This is a genomic window from Devosia sp. CN2-171 (genome assembly GCF_049354815.1).
GTDB lineage: Bacteria > Pseudomonadota > Alphaproteobacteria > Rhizobiales > Devosiaceae > Devosia_A.
The window spans coordinates 4,029,429-4,045,648 of record NZ_CP186479.1 but is presented as its reverse complement, the minus strand read 5'-3'; the positions used below and the strand labels follow the sequence as shown (position 1 = coordinate 4,045,648).

The 16,220-nt window shown below is 65.2% G+C and carries 15 protein-coding genes; 9 read left to right on the top strand and 6 right to left on the bottom strand.

Annotation, left to right across the window (positions count from 1 at the left end; translation table 11 throughout):
* Window positions 1–36: 36 nt before the first annotated feature.
* From ACOYW5_RS20035 to ACOYW5_RS20020, 4 genes are all read left to right on the top strand, one after another.
* Window positions 37–1,710 carry a L,D-transpeptidase family protein gene (locus ACOYW5_RS20035; RefSeq protein ID WP_423066639.1) on the top strand — a complete coding sequence of 558 codons (1,674 nt, stop codon included), beginning with the start codon at window positions 37–39 and terminating at the stop codon, window positions 1,708–1,710.
* A gap of 314 nt (window positions 1,711–2,024) precedes the next feature.
* Window positions 2,025–3,584 (top strand): DUF882 domain-containing protein, encoded by a 1,560-nt coding sequence (locus ACOYW5_RS20030; protein ID WP_423066638.1) that lies wholly within the window; start codon window positions 2,025–2,027, stop codon window positions 3,582–3,584.
* A 149-nt stretch (window positions 3,585–3,733) separates the two neighbouring features.
* Window positions 3,734–5,656 (top strand): 1-deoxy-D-xylulose-5-phosphate synthase, encoded by a 1,923-nt coding sequence (dxs, locus tag ACOYW5_RS20025; protein WP_423066637.1) that lies wholly within the window; start codon window positions 3,734–3,736, stop codon window positions 5,654–5,656.
* Between the two features lie 180 nt (window positions 5,657–5,836).
* The gene (locus tag ACOYW5_RS20020) at window positions 5,837–7,327 is read left to right on the top strand and encodes a helicase HerA domain-containing protein (protein ID WP_423066636.1); all 1,491 of its coding nucleotides are present in this window, start codon (window positions 5,837–5,839) and stop codon (window positions 7,325–7,327) included.
* Window position 7,328: 1 nt separating this feature from the next.
* Here ACOYW5_RS20020 and ACOYW5_RS20015 read toward each other — a convergent pair whose 3' ends face one another.
* Complete coding sequence (locus ACOYW5_RS20015; protein WP_423066635.1) at window positions 7,329–8,111, bottom strand: NAD-dependent epimerase/dehydratase family protein; 783 nt, start codon at window positions 8,109–8,111, stop codon at window positions 7,329–7,331.
* A gap of 121 nt (window positions 8,112–8,232) precedes the next feature.
* Between ACOYW5_RS20015 and ACOYW5_RS20010 the strand changes: the two genes are divergently transcribed.
* Entirely contained in the window at window positions 8,233–8,820 is a 588-nt protein-coding gene (locus ACOYW5_RS20010) for a M15 family metallopeptidase (RefSeq protein ID WP_423066634.1), read from the top strand.
* 48 nt (window positions 8,821–8,868) lie between these two features.
* Here the strand turns inward: ACOYW5_RS20010 and ACOYW5_RS20005 are convergent, their stop codons facing one another.
* Complete coding sequence (locus ACOYW5_RS20005; RefSeq protein WP_423066633.1) at window positions 8,869–9,141, bottom strand: DUF2312 domain-containing protein; 273 nt, start codon at window positions 9,139–9,141, stop codon at window positions 8,869–8,871.
* Between the two features lie 228 nt (window positions 9,142–9,369).
* Here ACOYW5_RS20005 and ACOYW5_RS20000 point away from each other — a divergent pair, with 228 nt between their 5' ends.
* From ACOYW5_RS20000 to ACOYW5_RS19990, 3 genes are all read left to right on the top strand, one after another.
* Window positions 9,370–10,005, top strand: a complete 636-nt coding sequence (locus tag ACOYW5_RS20000) for a DUF1036 domain-containing protein (protein WP_423066632.1) — start codon at window positions 9,370–9,372, stop codon at window positions 10,003–10,005.
* Window positions 10,002–11,438, top strand: a complete 1,437-nt coding sequence (gene pyk / locus ACOYW5_RS19995; RefSeq protein WP_423066631.1) for a pyruvate kinase — start codon at window positions 10,002–10,004, stop codon at window positions 11,436–11,438. Before ACOYW5_RS20000 ends, pyk begins: the two co-directional genes overlap by 4 nt.
* 74 nt (window positions 11,439–11,512) lie before the next feature.
* Window positions 11,513–12,898, top strand: a complete 1,386-nt coding sequence (locus ACOYW5_RS19990; RefSeq protein WP_423066630.1) for a M20/M25/M40 family metallo-hydrolase — start codon at window positions 11,513–11,515, stop codon at window positions 12,896–12,898.
* Here the strand turns inward: ACOYW5_RS19990 and ACOYW5_RS19985 are convergent.
* Window positions 12,895–13,302 (bottom strand): hypothetical protein, encoded by a 408-nt coding sequence (locus tag ACOYW5_RS19985; RefSeq protein WP_423066629.1) that lies wholly within the window; start codon window positions 13,300–13,302, stop codon window positions 12,895–12,897. The genes ACOYW5_RS19990 and ACOYW5_RS19985 overlap by 4 nt on opposite strands.
* Window positions 13,303–13,444: 142 nt before the next feature.
* The gene (gene ykgO / locus ACOYW5_RS19980) at window positions 13,445–13,570 is read right to left on the bottom strand and encodes a type B 50S ribosomal protein L36 (RefSeq protein ID WP_055046235.1); all 126 of its coding nucleotides are present in this window, start codon (window positions 13,568–13,570) and stop codon (window positions 13,445–13,447) included.
* 157 nt (window positions 13,571–13,727) lie between these two features.
* On the opposite strand from ykgO, the gene ACOYW5_RS19975 reads away from it, so the two are divergent.
* Window positions 13,728–14,222: a response regulator gene (locus tag ACOYW5_RS19975; protein ID WP_423066628.1), complete on the top strand. Its 495-nt coding sequence runs from the start codon at window positions 13,728–13,730 to the stop codon at window positions 14,220–14,222.
* 6 nt (window positions 14,223–14,228) lie between these two features.
* Here the strand turns inward: ACOYW5_RS19975 and ACOYW5_RS19970 are convergent, their stop codons facing one another.
* Both ACOYW5_RS19970 and ACOYW5_RS19965 read right to left on the bottom strand, forming a co-directional pair.
* Window positions 14,229–15,236: an ABC transporter ATP-binding protein gene (locus tag ACOYW5_RS19970; RefSeq protein WP_423066627.1), complete on the bottom strand. Its 1,008-nt coding sequence runs from the start codon at window positions 15,234–15,236 to the stop codon at window positions 14,229–14,231.
* Window positions 15,236–16,219, bottom strand: coding sequence for an ABC transporter ATP-binding protein (locus ACOYW5_RS19965; protein ID WP_423066626.1), 984 nt, complete (start codon window positions 16,217–16,219; stop codon window positions 15,236–15,238). The genes ACOYW5_RS19970 and ACOYW5_RS19965 overlap by 1 nt, the downstream gene beginning before the upstream one ends.
* Between the last annotated feature and the right edge of the window lies 1 nt (window position 16,220).

Here is a 16,220-nt window from a genome sequence, read left to right as displayed (position 1 = left end):
TCCCGCAAGCCCAATTGACGGGTACGGAGTCTGTTGATGTCGAAGCTCAAGGCCTTGTTGTTGGCGAGCACGGTGGCGTTTGCGTCACCGGTAGCAGTGCTGGCGCAAGAAGTGGTCACGGTGGCCGGCATCGAGGCGACCCGCGTCGTCATCGCGCCGCCCAAGACCGAGCTCGCGCGCATCATCAAGGCCGGTCTCTCCAAGTCCTATGCGGATGCACAAAAGGGCACCCGCGCCTACGAGCAGACCCAGAAGCTCTACTTCTTCTACGGCGCCCGCCACTTCGAGCCGCTTTGGCTGAGCGAAGGTGCTTACGGCCAGGTGGAATTCTCCGCCAATGCCGAGAAGATCATCGACGTCTTCAAGCAATCCGAACTCGAGGGCTTTCGTCCGTCCGACTACATCACGCCCGAGATCGACGTCACCCAGATCGGCAAGGACCCCGCGAGCCTTGCGGCGCTCGAGACCGCCTTCTCCGCCGCTGCGATCCGCTATGCCCAAGACGCCTTCGGCGGCCGCATCAATCCGCTCGCCGTCAACGACACCTGGACGATCACACCCAAGAAGATCAACGAGGCCGAACTCCTCGTGAAGCTCGCCGACAGCAGCGATCCCGGCAAGGTGCTGCTCGCGCTGTCGCCGACCCAGCCGGAGTTCCTCGGCCTCAAGTCGGCGCTCGCCAAGTTCTACGACGGCTCGGTGATCGACGCCGCCATCACTATCCCCGACGGCAAGCTGCTGAAGCCCGGCATGACTGACGAGCGCGTGACGCTGCTGCGCCAGCGCCTCGATGTCCCCGAGCCCGAGATACCCGAGACCGCCGGCGCCGAAGCCGCTGTCGACATCACCTACGACGAGCCGCTGGTCGAGGCCGTGAAGACCTTCCAGGAGGGTCTCGGCCTCAATGCCGATGGCGCCATCGGTCCCGCGACCATCGCCGCGCTCAACGGCGGCTCCGCCACCACCAAGGAAGACATTATCGCCAACATGGAACGTTGGCGCTGGGAGCCGGATGACTACGGCGACTTCGAGGTGACGGTGAACATTCCGGAGTTCCGGCTCTGGATCATGAACAAGGACGAGGTCCACTACACGACCCGCGTCGTCGTCGGCACGCCCAAGCACCAGACGCCGGTGTTCAACAACGAAATCAAGCACATCGTCGTCAACCCGTACTGGAACGTGCCAGCCTCGATCGCGGTCAACGAGATCAAGCCGCACCTGCTCGCCAACCCAGGCTATCTGAGCGGCCAGAACATGGAGATGCTGTACGGCGGCAAGGTCGTGAACGCCTCGGCGATCGACTGGACCCAGACCAACATCAACCAGTTCAACATCCGCCAGAAGCCGGGCCCCGGCAACGCACTGGGGCAGGTCAAGTTCCTGTTCCCCAATGAGCACGACGTCTACCTGCACGACACGCCGTCCAAGTCCTTGTTCTCGCGCTCCTTCCGCGCCTATAGCCACGGGTGCGTGCGCGTCGAGAACCCGCTAGATTTCGCCGATGCTCTGCTCAAGCTCGAGCCGGACATGACCGCCGAAACGCTGAAAGCTGCATTCGGCCCGAAGGAGCGGTGGTTCAACCTGAAGAACAAGATTCCGGTCCACATCTCCTACTTCACCCTGCGCGTCGATGCGGACGGCACCATTCGCTCCTACGGCGATGTGTACGGCCTCAACCAGCGGTTGAAAGAGCTCCTCGCCGAGTAGCAACACCCCGGCGGAGGGACTAGAGTTCGAGGGCTGGTGCCAGTATGCACCAGCCCTTTTCGTCTCACGCGTTCAGTGATCGCAGCCAAGCGTTTACGGCTGCTTAGGAATTCGGCCTTGGTTCAGCCGGATTTTCTGACTAGAAAGTGCATCGGTGGCAGCCTCATTGGCCACTGGCCGTGTGCGTTAACTCCTTCTCATCCATAGCGCGCTACGGTTCATCTACTATCGGGTTGCAACGGGTCGTTCGGGGCGTGTTGGGGAAACTGTTCGGGATATGGCGGGTGCTGCCGCGGCTTGTCTTCGCCGCGACGATGGCTTTGACCGTCCTTCTGCCGCCGACCACGGTGCCGGTGAGCGCCGCCTTCGGCAGCGCCAGTTCGGCCGTCGACCGCACCCTGTGGCTGCATCATACCCATACCGGCGAGACCGCCCGCTTCACCTTCAAGCGCAATGGCAAGTACGATCAGGCCGTGCTGCGGCAGATGAACGTGTTCCTTGCCGACTGGCGTACCAAAGAGCCCACGAAGATGGATCCGGCCCTCTTCGACCTGCTCTGGGAAGTGTACCAGGAAGTCGGCGGCACCCAGCCCTACAACATCGTTTCGTCCTACCGATCGCCCAAGACCAACAAGATGCTCGCCGCCAGATCCTCGGGCGTGGCTGACAACAGCCAGCATATGAAGGGCAAGGCGATGGACGTGTTCATCCCCGGGGTGAACCTCGCCAAGCTCCGCGCCTCCGCGATGCGGCACCAGGTCGGCGGCGTCGGCTACTACCCGACCTCCGGCAGCCCCTTCGTCCACATGGATACCGGCAACGTCCGCGCCTGGCCGCGCATGACCCGCGCCCAGCTGCAAAAGGTCTTCCCCGACGGCAAGACCCTGCACCTGCCGGTCGACGGCAAGCCGCTCTCCAACCAGGGCCGCGCTTATGCCCAGGCCGAGTGGAGCAAGTGCCATACGGTGCCCTGTGACGGTGACGCCATCTACGAGCCGGCGCCCGACACCATGCTGGCCGACAATTCCACCGAGGCGGCCCCTATCCCCGCCATCCGTCCGCGTACGCTTTCGGGCAGCGAGGCGACGATCATGCTCGCTTCGGCCACCGAGCCGACGCAGCGCATGGTCTCGACCTTTGAGGTGGCGGCGCCTGTTCCCGTTACGCGAAGCGGTGCGATGCAGCTCGCCGCCGTGGACACGGCTGCATTCGAAGCCATCGGCGCGCCGATCCCGGTGATGAAGTCCGAGGCTATCCAGCTCGCGACGCGTGGCCGGATCGAGGGTGAAACCGCCGTCGCCGCACTCGAAGCGATCGATATGCCGAAACCCCGCGTGCTGATGACACCGAAGGACGGCGAGATCGTTACCGCCTACGTGCCGACCAGCTCGAGCCCCGAAGCCCAGAAGGCACTCGAGATGATCATCGAGCGCGAGACCGCCGTGGCGCAGACCCTGCCGACGAAGGAAGAGATCCTCGCCCACGCCAACATCCGCACCGCTTCGCTCGGCGGCGTATCCAGCCTCAAGGGCATGTTCGACATGACCTTCAACGCGCTGACCGGCAACTCCCCGGCCCCGATGCAGCAGGCGCTTGCCGACCTGGCCCAGAGCCGCCAGCCCAACGGCAGCATTGAACTCCGCGGTATCGAGCTGGTGGCGCCCGAACTCGATCACGTCAACGACACGCTGGTCGAGCCGCAGATGATGCAGACCGCCTTCTGGGCCGAGATGACCGAGGCCGAGGGCTGGCTCGACAAGACCACCGAACTCGGCCCGCTCACCGGCCGCGTCGCCTTTCTTCCCGACAATGCCGCAATCCCTGCTTACGACCGGTTCGTGACCAGTGGACTCCAACTGGTCGCGGAACGCTAAAAAGCCGCGCCACCAAGGCGTTGCAATGCCCGTCCCGAGCCTCTAAGTCTCAACTGGAGCGCCTTCAGGAAAAGTTGCAGACTTTCCTTCTCGAAAGCGCGACAAATCAAAGACTTGACCGGCCCGTTACCGGCGAAGGATCGGTAGACTTGGACAAGCCGCAGACACCGCTGCTCGACCGCGTTTCGACGCCCGCGGACCTCAAGACCCTCTCGCGTGAAGACCTGCGTCAACTCGCCGATGAGCTACGCTCCGAAGTGATCGACGCCGTCTCGGTCACGGGCGGGCACCTCGGCGCCGGACTCGGCGTCGTCGAGCTTACCGTCGCGCTCCACGCCACTTTCGATACCCCGAACGACCGCCTGATCTGGGATGTCGGCCACCAGGCCTATCCGCACAAGGTGCTGACCGGCCGCCGCAATCGCATTCGCACACTGCGCCAGAAGGACGGGCTCAGCGGCTTCACCCGCCGCGTCGAGAGCGAATACGACCCGTTCGGTGCCGGGCATTCGTCGACCTCGATCTCGGCCGGCCTCGGTATGGCCGTAGCCTCGGACCTGAAGGGCGAGAAGCGCAACGTCATCGCCGTGATCGGCGACGGCGCCATGTCGGCCGGCATGGCCTACGAGGCGATGAACAATGCCGGCGCGATGGACGCACGGCTGATCGTCATCCTCAACGACAACGACATGTCGATCGCCCCGCCGACTGGCGCCATGCGGTCCTATCTGGCGAAGCTCGTCTCCGGCCCGTTCTATCGCGGTGTCCGCGACACGGCGAAATCGATCACCGGCAAGATGCCCCGCCTCATCCACGAGACGGCGCGCAAGACCGAGGAATTCGCCCGCTCCTTCTTCACGGGCGGCACGCTCTTTGAAGAACTCGGCTTCTTCTACGTCGGCCCCATCGATGGCCATAACCTCAACGACCTCATGGACGTGCTTCACAATGTGAAGAACCACGAGGGCGGCCCGGTTTTGGTGCATGTCGTCACCAAGAAGGGATTTGGCTACGCCCCGGCCGAGAACTCCGCCGACAAGTACCACGGCGTCAACAAGTTCAACGTGATCACCGGCGCTCAGACAAAGCCGCAGTCGAACGCCCCGAGCTACACCTCGGTGTTCGCGCAGAGCCTGATCGCCGAGGCGAAGGCCGACGATCGCATCGTCGCGGTGACCGCCGCCATGCCCAACGGCACCGGGCTCGACAAGTTCGCCGAACTCTTCCCGACCCGCACCTTCGACGTCGGCATCGCCGAGCAGCACGCAGTGACCTTCGCCGCCGGCATGGCGACCGAGGGCATGAAGCCGTTCGTCGCCATCTACTCGACCTTCCTGCAGCGTGCCTACGACCAAGTGGTGCACGACGTCGCCGTGCAGGGCCTACCCGTGCGCTTCGCCATCGACCGCGCCGGCTATGTCGGCGCCGACGGACCGACCCATGCCGGCAACTACGACAACGCCTATCTCGGTGCCCTCCCCGGCATGGTGATCATGGCCGCCGGCGACGAGGCTGAGCTCAAGCATATGGTCGCCACCGCCGCCGCCTATGACGACGGCCCGATCGCCTTCCGCTACCCGCGCGGTGACGGCCTCGGCGTCGAGCTGCCCGAACGCGGCAGCGTGCTCGAGATCGGCAAAGGCCGCGTGCTGCGCGAGGGCAAATCGGTCGCGCTGGTCAATTTCGGCACCCGGCTCGGCGAAGTCATCGCCGCCGGTGAGAAGCTGATGGCCTACGGCCTCAATCCGACCATCGCCGACATGCGCTTCCTCAAGCCGCTCGATGAAGACCTGCTGGCCCGGCTGGCGCGCGAGCACGAACTGCTGCTGACCATCGAGGAAGGCGGTATCGGCGGCTTCGGCAGTCACGTCGCGACCTTCCTCGCGCGGAATGGCCTCCTTGACGGCAAGCTGAAACTCCGCCCGCTGATGATCCCCGACACGTTCGTCGAGCAGGCCGGGGTGAATGACATGTATACGGCGGCCGGACTGGATCGGGTCGGCATTGTGGCGACAACGCTCACGACGCTCGGGATAGATGGCGACGCCGTGCTGCGGTCGACGCTGGCTTAAGCATCAGTCCGCTTGGGCGCCCCGCACAACTCCCACCGGCTGTCATCCCTGCGAAGGCAGGGATCCATTTCATCGTCAGCGCCAGCCGAGAGGTGGATCCCTGCCTTCGCAGGGATGACATCGTGTGTGGGAGAGTCTTCCGCGCAGCCACCAGGTCACAGAATCAGCTAACCACATCCCATGCAGGTCGCGATCGACATGGGTGTGGCGCAGGGTGGCGCCGAGGCGATGCTCGATCTCGAGGAACTGCTCGCGACGCGGTTGCTCGTGCAGGGCAATTCCGGCTCGGGCAAATCGCACCTCCTGCGCCGGCTGCTCGAACAGAGTGCCCCCTGGGTGCAGCAGTGCATCGTCGACCCCGAGGGCGATTTCGTTACCCTCGCCGATAAATACGGCCACCTCGTCGTCGATGCCTCGCGTTCGGAGAGCGAACTCACCACCATCGCCGCCCGCGTCCGCCAGCACCGCGTTTCGGTCGTCCTCAGCCTCGAAGGGCTCGATGTCGAGCAGCAGATGCGCTGCGCCGCCGCCTTCCTCGGCGGCCTCTTCGATGCCGATCGCGATTACTGGTATCCGATGCTAGTCGTCGTCGACGAAGCCCAGCTCTTCGCCCCTGCCATCGCCGGCGAAGTCTCTGACGAAGCGAGAAAACTCTCGCTTGGCGCCATGACCAACCTGATGTGCCGTGGCCGCAAACGCGGCCTTGCCGGCGTCATCGCTACCCAGCGCCTGGCCAAGCTCGCGAAGAACGTCGCGGCTGAGGCGTCAAACTTCCTCATGGGCCGCACCTTCCTCGATATCGACATGGCCCGCGCCGCCGACCTGCTCGGCATGGAGCGGCGCCAGGCCGAGATGTTCCGTGATTTGAACCGCGGCCACTTCGTCGCACTCGGCCCCGCCCTGTCGCGCCGTCCGCTGCCGCTGGTGATCGGCACCGTCGAAACCTCCGCCCGCTCGTCTAGCCCGAAGCTGATGCCGCTGCCCGATGCGCCCGTGGATGCCAAGGAGCTGATCTTCGCCCCCGTGCCCGAGGCGGCACGCCCGGTGCGTCGTCCGCCCCCGCCCCCGCCGCCTTCGACCAACGACCTCTTGGCCCAACTGGTCCGCACCCAGGCGCCGCAGCCGCGGCCGGACGAGCCGGTGATCGACGAGGCCGAACGTGATGGCGCCATCGACGATGTGATCCGCGAGTTGCTCGAGGATCGCGACGCCGCCTATCGCTCGGTCGCGGTGCTCTACCAGGATTTCCTCGTCCGCTGCCGCATCAGGCGCGTGCCCGGCGAGGCGCTGGCCCTGCCGGCCTTTCGCCGCAAGCTCGCGGTCGTCCGCGCCGGCGTCGCCGACGAGACGGCACAGTCCGAAACCTGGCAGACGGCACTGGCGCTCTCGAACCAGCTTGCCGATGACGTGCAGGGCGTATTCCTTGTGCTGGCCCGCGCCGCGGTAGAGGCCCTGCCCTGCCCGTCCGACGCCACCCTCGCCCGCGCCTATGGCACGCACTCGCCCGGTCGCGCCCGGCGCCTCCTCGCTTATTTCGAGGAACGCGGCCTGCTCGTCGTCCGCATGGACCTGCGCAACCAGCGCATCGTCGCCTTCCCCGATCTCGGCAGCGAAACCGCTCCCGGCAGCCCCGATGCTCCGGACTACGACGAGCGCTCTGCGGCCGAGTAATCTAGTCGTCCGGATGGCCCCATTGGGCAAACACCCCCCCCAGGCGCTGGTGCCTTGGATCGGTGGGATCCAGTTCAGCTCTGGGATCGTGCGTGCCGAGTTCCAGCGACCCGTGAGCCGGCCGCCAGCCGAGGTTCGCACCCGTCTCGACCGGCACCGGTGCATTTGGATTGTTCGAGATGCCATAGACCACGCGATAGCCGAGCGTGCCGGCATCGAGCCCCGCCTCGATCAGTCCCGCGAGGTCGTCGCGGCTGCACCAGAGCCGCGCCTCGCGCGGCGTGCCCGGATTGCCGGCCGTACAGATGCGGATCGCGAGGCACTCGATGCCGAACTTGTCGAAATAGAGGCGCCCGAGCGCCTCGCCGAAGACCTTCGAGACGCCGTAGAGAGAATCCGGTCGCACCGGAACGTCCGCCGCGAGCGGCAGCTGCTCGGCCTCGTACATCCCGACCACATGATAGCTCGACGCGAAGATCACGCGCCGGACGCCCGCTTGCCGTGCCGCTTCGAACACGTTGTAGGTCGCAACGATGTTGGCATCGACAATGTCCTGCCAGCCGGCCTCATTCGCGCGCGCGCCAAGATGCACCACCGCCGAAAAATCGTCGGCCATCAGGGCGTCGACCGCCGACCGATCCGACAGATCGGCGATCACGACATCCCCGCCATCGGTGGCGGCGCGGATATCCGTGGCGACGAAGGCTCGCCCATGCTCCACGAACCAGCGGCGCAGATGCGTGCCGAGGTTGCCAGACGCTCCGGTCAACAGGATTTTCGACATGGGTCCTCCGATGGGGCGCAGAAGAGCCGCCCGGCAGACGGGAGGCAAGCCCCCGACTTATCCCCGCGCTCGCCGCTTGCCGTAATCTCCCGGTTGTCACACGGTGAGGCTTGGGGGGAATATGGCCGGTCCGACACTTGCGTCTTCAACGGTTTCTGGGTTCGGACTGGACCCGGAGTTTGCGGCAACCCTGGCGCTGGTGCTCGCCGACTGCCGGGCCGCCGGTTACGATTTCCGCATCTCGCAGGGGCTGCGCACGCCGCAGACCCAGGCGGACTACTACTGCCGCTGGGCCAAGCGCACACCCGGGCAGATCGACCAGAAAGCGAGCGAGCTCGAGGCCAAGGGGGCGCCGTGGGTAGCCGGATTGCTCCGGGCGCGCCGCAGTATCAAGCGCCAGAAGGCCTGGCTGACAAACGCCATGCCCGGCGCCGGCTGGCACCAGTGGGGCCTCGCCGCCGACTGCTACTGCCACCGCAACGGCAAGATGGTCGAGGCCGGCGACGACCCCTGCTACGCCTTCTATGCCAGTTCGGCCGAGCAGCGCGGACTGCGCGCCGGGCTCTACTTCAGCACGCCGGACGCCGGTCATGTGCAGGGGCCGCACGAATCGAGCGCCGCGAACGCCTATGCCTGGTCGAGAATCGACTCGGTAATGCGCTCGCGCTTCGGCGACAAGCCCGCCATGGCAGTGCCGGCGGGCCTATGAAAAAGGGCCGCTGCAAGCGGCCCTTTTCGATTTCTGCGCGAGCGTCGACTACTCGTCTTCGCTCGGCGCCGCGGCCATGCCGAGAGCGGTCAGGTAGAGCTCGAGCAGGGCTTCCTGCTCCATGCGTTCGGCGTGGTCCTGCTTGCGGATCGAGACGATCTTGCGCAGCACCTTGGTGTCGAAGCCGTTGCCCTTGGCTTCGGCATAGACTTCCTTGATGTCACCGGCGATCGCCGCCTTCTCCTCTTCGAGCCGCTCGATGCGTTCGATGAAGGCCTTAATCTGGTCCTGCGCGACGCTATCGGATGAGACGGTAGCCATAATGGTATTCCTCTTCGTTTCGGCCCCCGTTCAACCCGTTTGAGAGCGGCTGTTCAAGCCGATTTGACGCCTATCCACATCGCGTCCCCGGGGCGCCTCTGTTTCGCGTCCCCCGACCGGTCCCGTATTTCCGCCAAAAGCCTTCGATAGCGGTTGACAGCAGGCGGAGTGCTGAGCACAACACATCCGCGCTGCAAACGATTTCAGGCGTCGAACCCGGACGGTCCATTGCGCTACATCCTGGCTATCGCTGGCGTTATCGCCGCGGCGCTCGTAGCCGTGGCCATTTGGGCTATGCTGCCGCGCCCCGATACCCTGCAGCAAGGCGCCGTCGCGCAGGAACAGGCGCCGGCCGCGAACGCTGCGGCGGGCGATACCGGACAGGGCAGCTTCCGCGTCTGCAATGAAACCGCCAACAAGGTATCCGTCGCCTTCGGCTATCGCGCCGAAAAAGGCTGGCAGTCGGAAGGCTGGTGGGTGGCCGAGCCGAACAATTGCGTCACCATCTATCGCGGCAACCTTGAGGCACGCCGCTACTATTATCTCTACGCCGCCGACGATGTCAGCGGTGGTTTCTGGGACGGCAGCGTGTTCATGTGCACGCGCGACGAGACCTTCACCATCTTCGGTGTCGAGGACTGCCTGGCGCGCGGCTATGAACGGACCGGATTCTTCGAGGTCGACACGCACAACCGTTCCGACTGGACCTTGCAGCTGACCGAAGGCGAAGTGGTCAGCGGCGAGACGGACTCCAACGAAACACTCCCGCTCGAGGGCGACCTGCCCACGGACGGGGAAGTGCCGGACGATGGCGGCATTCCGGCAGATGACACTTCCACTGATCAAGGTGCAGATACTCAATGAGACGCATGAGACGCGTGAAAATCGTCGCCACGCTGGGGCCCGCCTCCAACGACGAAGCTACGATCGAGAAATTGGCGCGCGCTGGTGCGGACGTGTTCCGCATCAACATGAGCCACGCCAGCCACGAGCTGCTTAAGCAGACGGTCGGCTTCATTCGCAATGTCGAGGCCCGGCTGCATCATCCGCTCGGCATCCTCGTCGACCTGCAGGGCCCCAAGCTCCGTGTCGGCAAGTTCGCTGACGGCGCCATCCAGCTCACGGCCGGGGCGAAGTTCACACTCGATAGTTCCGAGACGCCCGGCACGGTCGACCGCGTCTTCCTGCCCCATCCGGAAATCCTCGAGTCCGTCTCGGTTGGCGACCGGTTGCTGCTCGACGACGGCAAGCTCCAGCTCAGGGCCACCAAGGTCGGCGGCGGACTGGTCGAGACCGAAGTGATCTACGGCGGCAAGCTGAGTGATCGCAAGGGTGTCAGCCTGCCCGACACGCTGCTGCCGATGGGCGCGCTGACCGAGAAGGACCACGCCGACCTGCTGAAGGGCCTCGAGGCCGAAGCCGACTGGATCGCGGTCAGCTTCGTGCAGCGCCCCGAGGATATAATCGATATCCGCAAGGTCGTGCAGGGCCGCGCCGGCGTGATGGCCAAGATCGAAAAGCCGCAGGCTGTCGAGCGGCTCGAAGAGATCATCAAGCTCTGCGACGCCTTCATGGTCGCGCGTGGCGACCTTGGCGTGGAAATGCCACTCGAGCAGGTCCCGGGCCTCCAGAAGCGCATGATCCGTATCGCCCGCCGCTACGGCAAGCCGGTCGTGGTCGCGACCCAGATGCTGGAATCGATGATCACCTCGCCGGTGCCGACCCGCGCCGAAGTCTCGGACGTGTCGATCGCCGTGTTCGAAGGCGCCGATGCCGTGATGCTCTCGGCCGAAAGCGCCTCCGGCCAGTATCCGGTCGAAGCGGTGGCGATGATGAATAAGGTGGCTGTCGCTGTCGAAGGCGACACCAACTATCGCGGTATCATCCGCGCCCAGTCGGCCGAGCCGGAGGCGACCGCTGCCGACGCCATCTCGGCCGCGACCCGTCAAGTCGCCGAAACGCTCGATCTGGCAGCGATCGTTACATACACCTCGTCCGGCTCCACCGCCATTCGCGCGGCGCGCGAGCGGCCGTCAAAGCCGATCCTCGCGCTGTCGCCAAACCTCAGGACCGTGCGCCGGCTGTCCGTCGTCTGGGGCATCCACTGTGTCGAATCGCCCGATGCGGTGAACCTCGAGGACATGGTCGACCGCGCCTGCGTGATCGCCTACCAGGAGGGCCTCGCCCGCCCTGGTGACCGCATCGCTATAACAGCCGGCATCCCGCTCGGCACCCCCGGTGCCACCAACATGCTCCGCATCGCCTTCGTCCGCCAGGACGGCGCCGGCTCGTCGTAAGCGCGCAATAGCTGCTATCAATCCCCGGCCTTCCCGCTCGCGGGGAGGCCGATCGTTCATTTGAGAGACTGTTGATGACCACCAAGCTCGAAGCCGCCCTTGCCCATGCCGATGCCCATATCAACGACAGCCTCGAGCGGCTGAAGACGCTGGTCTCGATCAAGTCGATCTCCACCGACCCCGCCTATGCCGGCGAAGTGCGCAAGGCGGCGGAGTGGCTGGTCGCCGACCTCAAGACACTGGGCTTCGACGCGTCGGTGCGGCCGACCACCGGCCACCCGATGGTCGTCGCCCATGATGGCGACGCCGGTCCGCACGTGCTGTTCTATGCCCATTACGACGTGCAACCCGTCGATCCGCTGAACCTCTGGCACACCGATCCGTTCATCGCGACGCCGATCACCGGCGACGATGGCGAGGTCCGCATTCATGGTCGCGGCACCTCCGACGACAAGGGCCAGCTCCTGACCTTCGTCGAGGCCTGCCGGGCCTGGAAGGCAGTCAATGGCCCGCTGCCGCTGAAGGTGACTTTGTTCTTCGAGGGCGAGGAAGAAAGCGGCAGCCCGAGCCTCCGTCCTTTCCTCGCCGAGGCCAAGGCCGAGCTCGGGGCGGCCGAAATCGCGCTCGTCTGCGATACCGACCTGTGGAACCGCGATACGCCCTCGATCGTCACCTCGCTGCGTGGTCTCGTCGGCGAAGAGGTGGAAATCACCTGCGCCAGCCATGACCTGCATTCCGGCATGTTCGGCAATGCCGCGCGCAACCCGATCCAGGTGCTGGCCGAAATCATCGCCAGCCTTCGCAACCCCGATGGCAGCGTGGCCGTGGAAGGCTTCTACGACGACGTGGCCGAGCTGCCGGCCGATATCGCCGCGCTGTGGAAGCGCCTGCCCTACGACGAGGCTGCGTTCATGGCGGGTGCCGGCCTCACCACCCCGGCCGGCGAGAAGGGCCGCTCGGTGCTCGAGCAGACCCGCTCGCGCCCCACCTGCGAGATCAACGGCATCACCGGCGGCTACACCGGCGACGGCTTCAAGACCGTCATCCCGGCCAAGGCCAGCGCCAAGATTTCGTTCCGCCTCGTCTCCGGCATGGACCCGGTGAAGATCCGCGCCGCCTTCCGCAAGCACGTCACCGACCGCCTGCCGCCGGACGCAACCGTGACCTTCAAGGAACATGGCGGCAGCCCCGCCGTATCGGTGCCGACGGACGGTATTCACCTCAAGCAGGCCGCGGCCGCGCTCAAGGACGAATGGGGTAACGAGGCAGCGCTGATCGGCTCCGGCGGCTCGATTCCCGTAGCGGGCGAGTTCAAGAAGATCCTCGGGCTCGACACCCTGCTGATCGGCTTCGCCCTCGACGACGACCGCATCCATTCGCCCAACGAGAAGTATGACCTCCGGAGCTACCACAAGGGCATCCGCTCCTGGCTGCGGATCATCGCGGCCCTGGCTGCCTAGTTGCCGGGTTCGGACTCCAGCAAGTTCTTCAGCCTCGTCAGGTAGTAGCGGGCGACCACGAGCTGGCTGGCATAGAGTTCGTCGCTGACGCCGGCTGGCCGTTGCCAGGTGAGGGTGACCTGGCACGCCTCCCCCAGGTGTGTGAGGCGCACCGGAATGACGTCTCCGACTGCCTGCCCGGGTCCGAACATCCAGTAGTCCAGTATCCCGTCGAGATTGGGCGACGAAAAGCGGAGGATCATGGGGCCCCCATTGATCTCTACGAGCCAGTCGCTGCCGTGTAGGTGATGAATCTCGGTGCCCTGGACCGGCCCCCACGATGGGAAGTTCAGCGGATCGGCGAGGAAATGATAGACCTCGTCATACGGCTGCTCGATCGTGACAGTGATGAACTGCGTTTCCATAGGCGAACTCTGTGTTCGCCGACTAGATGTGCTTCCGGACTCATACGCAATGACGCTTAGATCACATCTTGCGCCGGTACCCTATAAACGCCAAAAGGCCCGCCGAAGCGGGCCTTTTCAGCAACACTCGTGAGCAGACAGCTCAGCCCTGGCGAGCCTTGTAGCGCTTGTCCACCTTGTTGATGATGTACACGCGGCCGCGGCGGCGCACGAGCTTGTTGGCGCGATGGCGACCCATCAGAGCCTTGAGCGAATTGGTGACTTTCATTCCAAACCTCGGAACAGAAATAAAAAGAGGCGCGCCGCGCCTTCGAATTGCGGCTGTTCCTAAGGGCAAAAACCCCTTCTGTCAACGGCTCTGCGCGGCTTTTCCGAGGGTGGCAATTAACCGCTCGGAAATCGCCCTGGTGCAACATTGCACCGCCATGCAGAAACCCAACCTTGCCAAGCTCGACGTCCTCGTCGTCGACGCATCGACGCACATGGGATCGCTGATCGGCCAGATGCTGCGGCACCTCAAGGTGCGCCGGGTTGATGAGGTGCAGGATTCCGACCGCGCCACCGCCCTGCTGCAATCGCATCGCTATGGCGCCATCATGATGAACGACGAATTGCTGCCGATGGACGGTGTCAGCCTCGTCCGCGCCCTGCGCCAGGCCGCCAAAGGACTGAACCGCGACACCCCGATCATCATGATGTCGTCGGAACCGAGTGCTGCCGGGATTGCCGAGGCGCGCGATGCCGGCGTGACCGAGTTCCTGCGCAAGCCGTTCGCCACCCAGGACATCGAGACGCGCCTGACCTCGGTCCTCAGCTCCCCACGCACCTTCATCGAAGCCGCGGCCTATGCCGGGCCCGACCGCCGTCGGCGACGCGGCCAGCGCCAAGGACCGGGGCGCCGCACCAGCGACCCCGGCTGAGGCGGCTCAGGGACCAGGCGCGAGGTCGATCTCCTGCCATCGAATGCACGCAACGCGCCGCCCGTTGGGCAAGGTGTCGAGCGGCGGCACCTTTTCGGCGCACCGCGCCTGGGCGAAGCGGCAGCGCGTCCGGAACGTGCACCCCGACGGCTGGTTGATCGGCGACGGGATCTCCCCCACCAGCCCCTCGATCGAGCGCTGTCGCGCCCGCTTGGGGTCGGGTATCGGCACCGCCGTCAGCAGCGCCCGCGTATAGGGGTGCTTGGGCTCCTCGTAGAGGTCGTTCCCGTCAGCCAGTTCGACGACCCGGCCGAGATACAGGACGAGGATACGATCGGACACGTGCCGCACCACAGAGAGGTTGTGCGAGATGAAGATCAGCGTCAGCCCCAGCCGATCCTTGAGATCGGAGAGGAGGTTGAGGATCTGCGCCTGGATCGAGACATCGAGGGCCGAAACCGGCTCGTCGCAGACGATCAGCTTGGGCTCGCTGATCAGCGCCCGGGCGATGCCGATGCGCTGCGCCTGGCCGCCCGAGAACTCGTGCGGGTAGCGGTTGATCATCTCGGGGAGGAGGCCCACCGCTTCCATGGTCTTGATGACCCGCTCGCGCCGACCCTTGGCGTCGACCTCGGGCATCAGCGTCCGCAGCGGATCGGCGATGATCTCGCCCACAGTCATCCGCGGATTGAGCGAAGCCAGCGGGTCCTGGAAGATGATCTGCAGGTCGCGCCGCTTCTTGCGCATATCGGCTTCCGGCAGGCGCGAGATATCCTGCCCCAGCCACAATACCTTCCCCTCGTCCGGCGCCAGCAGCTGCAGGATGCAGCGGCCGAGGGTCGACTTGCCGCAACCGGACTCGCCGACGATGCCGAGCGTTTCGCCGCGCTTCACGGTGAAACTGATGTCCTGCAGGGCGCGCAATTGCAGGGGCTTAGAAAACAACCCCGCCGAGATGGAGAAATTCTTCGAGAGGTGTTCGACCTTGAGCAGGTCCTGAGTCCGGTCGAGCATTATGCGACCTCCTCGTATTTGAGTTCGCCCTGGTACCAGCAGGCCTTCTCGCGCACGTCCTCGACCGGCAGCAGCGGCGGCCGTTCGGCAAAGCAGCGATCGAAGCGGAAGGCGCAGCGCGGATGGAAGGCGCAGCCACGCGGCAGGTGCTCGAGACTGGGCGGCAGACCCTGGATCGGGTCGAGCCGGGCGGCCCGCTTGTCGACATTGGGCGTCGAGTGGAGGAGGCCCAGCGTGTAGGGATGGCGCGGATCGTAGAACAGCGTGTCCGTCGGCCCCTTCTCGATGCAGCGCCCGCCATACATCACCATCATGCGGTCGGCGACGCCGGCCACCACGCCCAGATCGTGCGTGATCAGCACCAGCGCCGTGCCGAAATCGTTGGTGAGGTTCTTGAACAGGTCGAGCATCTGCGCCTGCACCGTCACGTCGAGCGCCGTGGTCGGCTCGTCGGCGATCAGCACCTTGGGCTGGCACAATAGCGCCATGGCGATCATGACGCGCTGCCGCATGCCGCCGCTGAGCTCGTGCGGATAGGCGTTGGCGCGCTTGGCCGGCTCGGGGATGCCGACCCGCTCCAGCATCTCGATGACGGTGCGGTTCGCCCTCTCCTGATCGTAGCCCCGATGCCGGACCAGCACCTCGGAAAGCTGCGTTCGGACCCTCAGGCTCGGGTTCAGCGAGGTCATCGGATCCTGGAAGATCATGGCGATGTCCTTGCCGCGATAGCGGTCGAGCTCATGCGGGTTGAGCCCGATCAGGTTGACATCGCCGAGCATTGCCCGGCCCGTCGCCCGGCCATTCTTTGCGAGCAGCCCCATGATCGACAGGAAGGCCTGGCTCTTGCCCGACCCGCTCTCGCCTACGATGGCGAGGGTCTCGCCTTCGCTGAGGGTGAAGTCGAGGTCGGAAACGGCCTTCACTTCGGATTGGTGAAGCTGGAAGGTGACGTCGAGATCGTCGACGACGAGGACATCGGCCATT

Bases quoted from the DNA above. Each gene is read 5' to 3' on its own strand.
- ACOYW5_RS20005 (WP_423066633.1), bottom strand. From the start codon at position 9,141: ATGGCTACCGTCTCATCCGATAGCGTCGCGCAGGACCAGATTAAGGCC.
- ACOYW5_RS20020 (WP_423066636.1), top strand. From the start codon at position 5,837: ATGCAGGTCGCGATCGACATGGGTGTGGCGCAGGGTGGCGCCGAGGCG.
- ACOYW5_RS19990 (WP_423066630.1), top strand. From the start codon at position 11,513: ATGACCACCAAGCTCGAAGCCGCCCTTGCCCATGCCGATGCCCATATC.
- ACOYW5_RS20035 (WP_423066639.1), top strand. From the start codon at position 37: ATGTCGAAGCTCAAGGCCTTGTTGTTGGCGAGCACGGTGGCGTTTGCG.
- pyk (WP_423066631.1), top strand. From the start codon at position 10,002: ATGAGACGCATGAGACGCGTGAAAATCGTCGCCACGCTGGGGCCCGCC.
- ACOYW5_RS19975 (WP_423066628.1), top strand. From the start codon at position 13,728: ATGCAGAAACCCAACCTTGCCAAGCTCGACGTCCTCGTCGTCGACGCA.
- ACOYW5_RS20030 (WP_423066638.1), top strand. From the start codon at position 2,025: ATGGCTTTGACCGTCCTTCTGCCGCCGACCACGGTGCCGGTGAGCGCC.
- ykgO (WP_055046235.1), bottom strand. From the start codon at position 13,570: ATGAAAGTCACCAATTCGCTCAAGGCTCTGATGGGTCGCCATCGCGCC.
- ACOYW5_RS19965 (WP_423066626.1), bottom strand. From the start codon at position 16,219: ATGGCCGATGTCCTCGTCGTCGACGATCTCGACGTCACCTTCCAGCTT.
- ACOYW5_RS19970 (WP_423066627.1), bottom strand. From the start codon at position 15,236: ATGCTCGACCGGACTCAGGACCTGCTCAAGGTCGAACACCTCTCGAAG.
- ACOYW5_RS19985 (WP_423066629.1), bottom strand. From the start codon at position 13,302: ATGGAAACGCAGTTCATCACTGTCACGATCGAGCAGCCGTATGACGAG.
- ACOYW5_RS20010 (WP_423066634.1), top strand. From the start codon at position 8,233: ATGGCCGGTCCGACACTTGCGTCTTCAACGGTTTCTGGGTTCGGACTG.
- ACOYW5_RS20015 (WP_423066635.1), bottom strand. From the start codon at position 8,111: ATGTCGAAAATCCTGTTGACCGGAGCGTCTGGCAACCTCGGCACGCAT.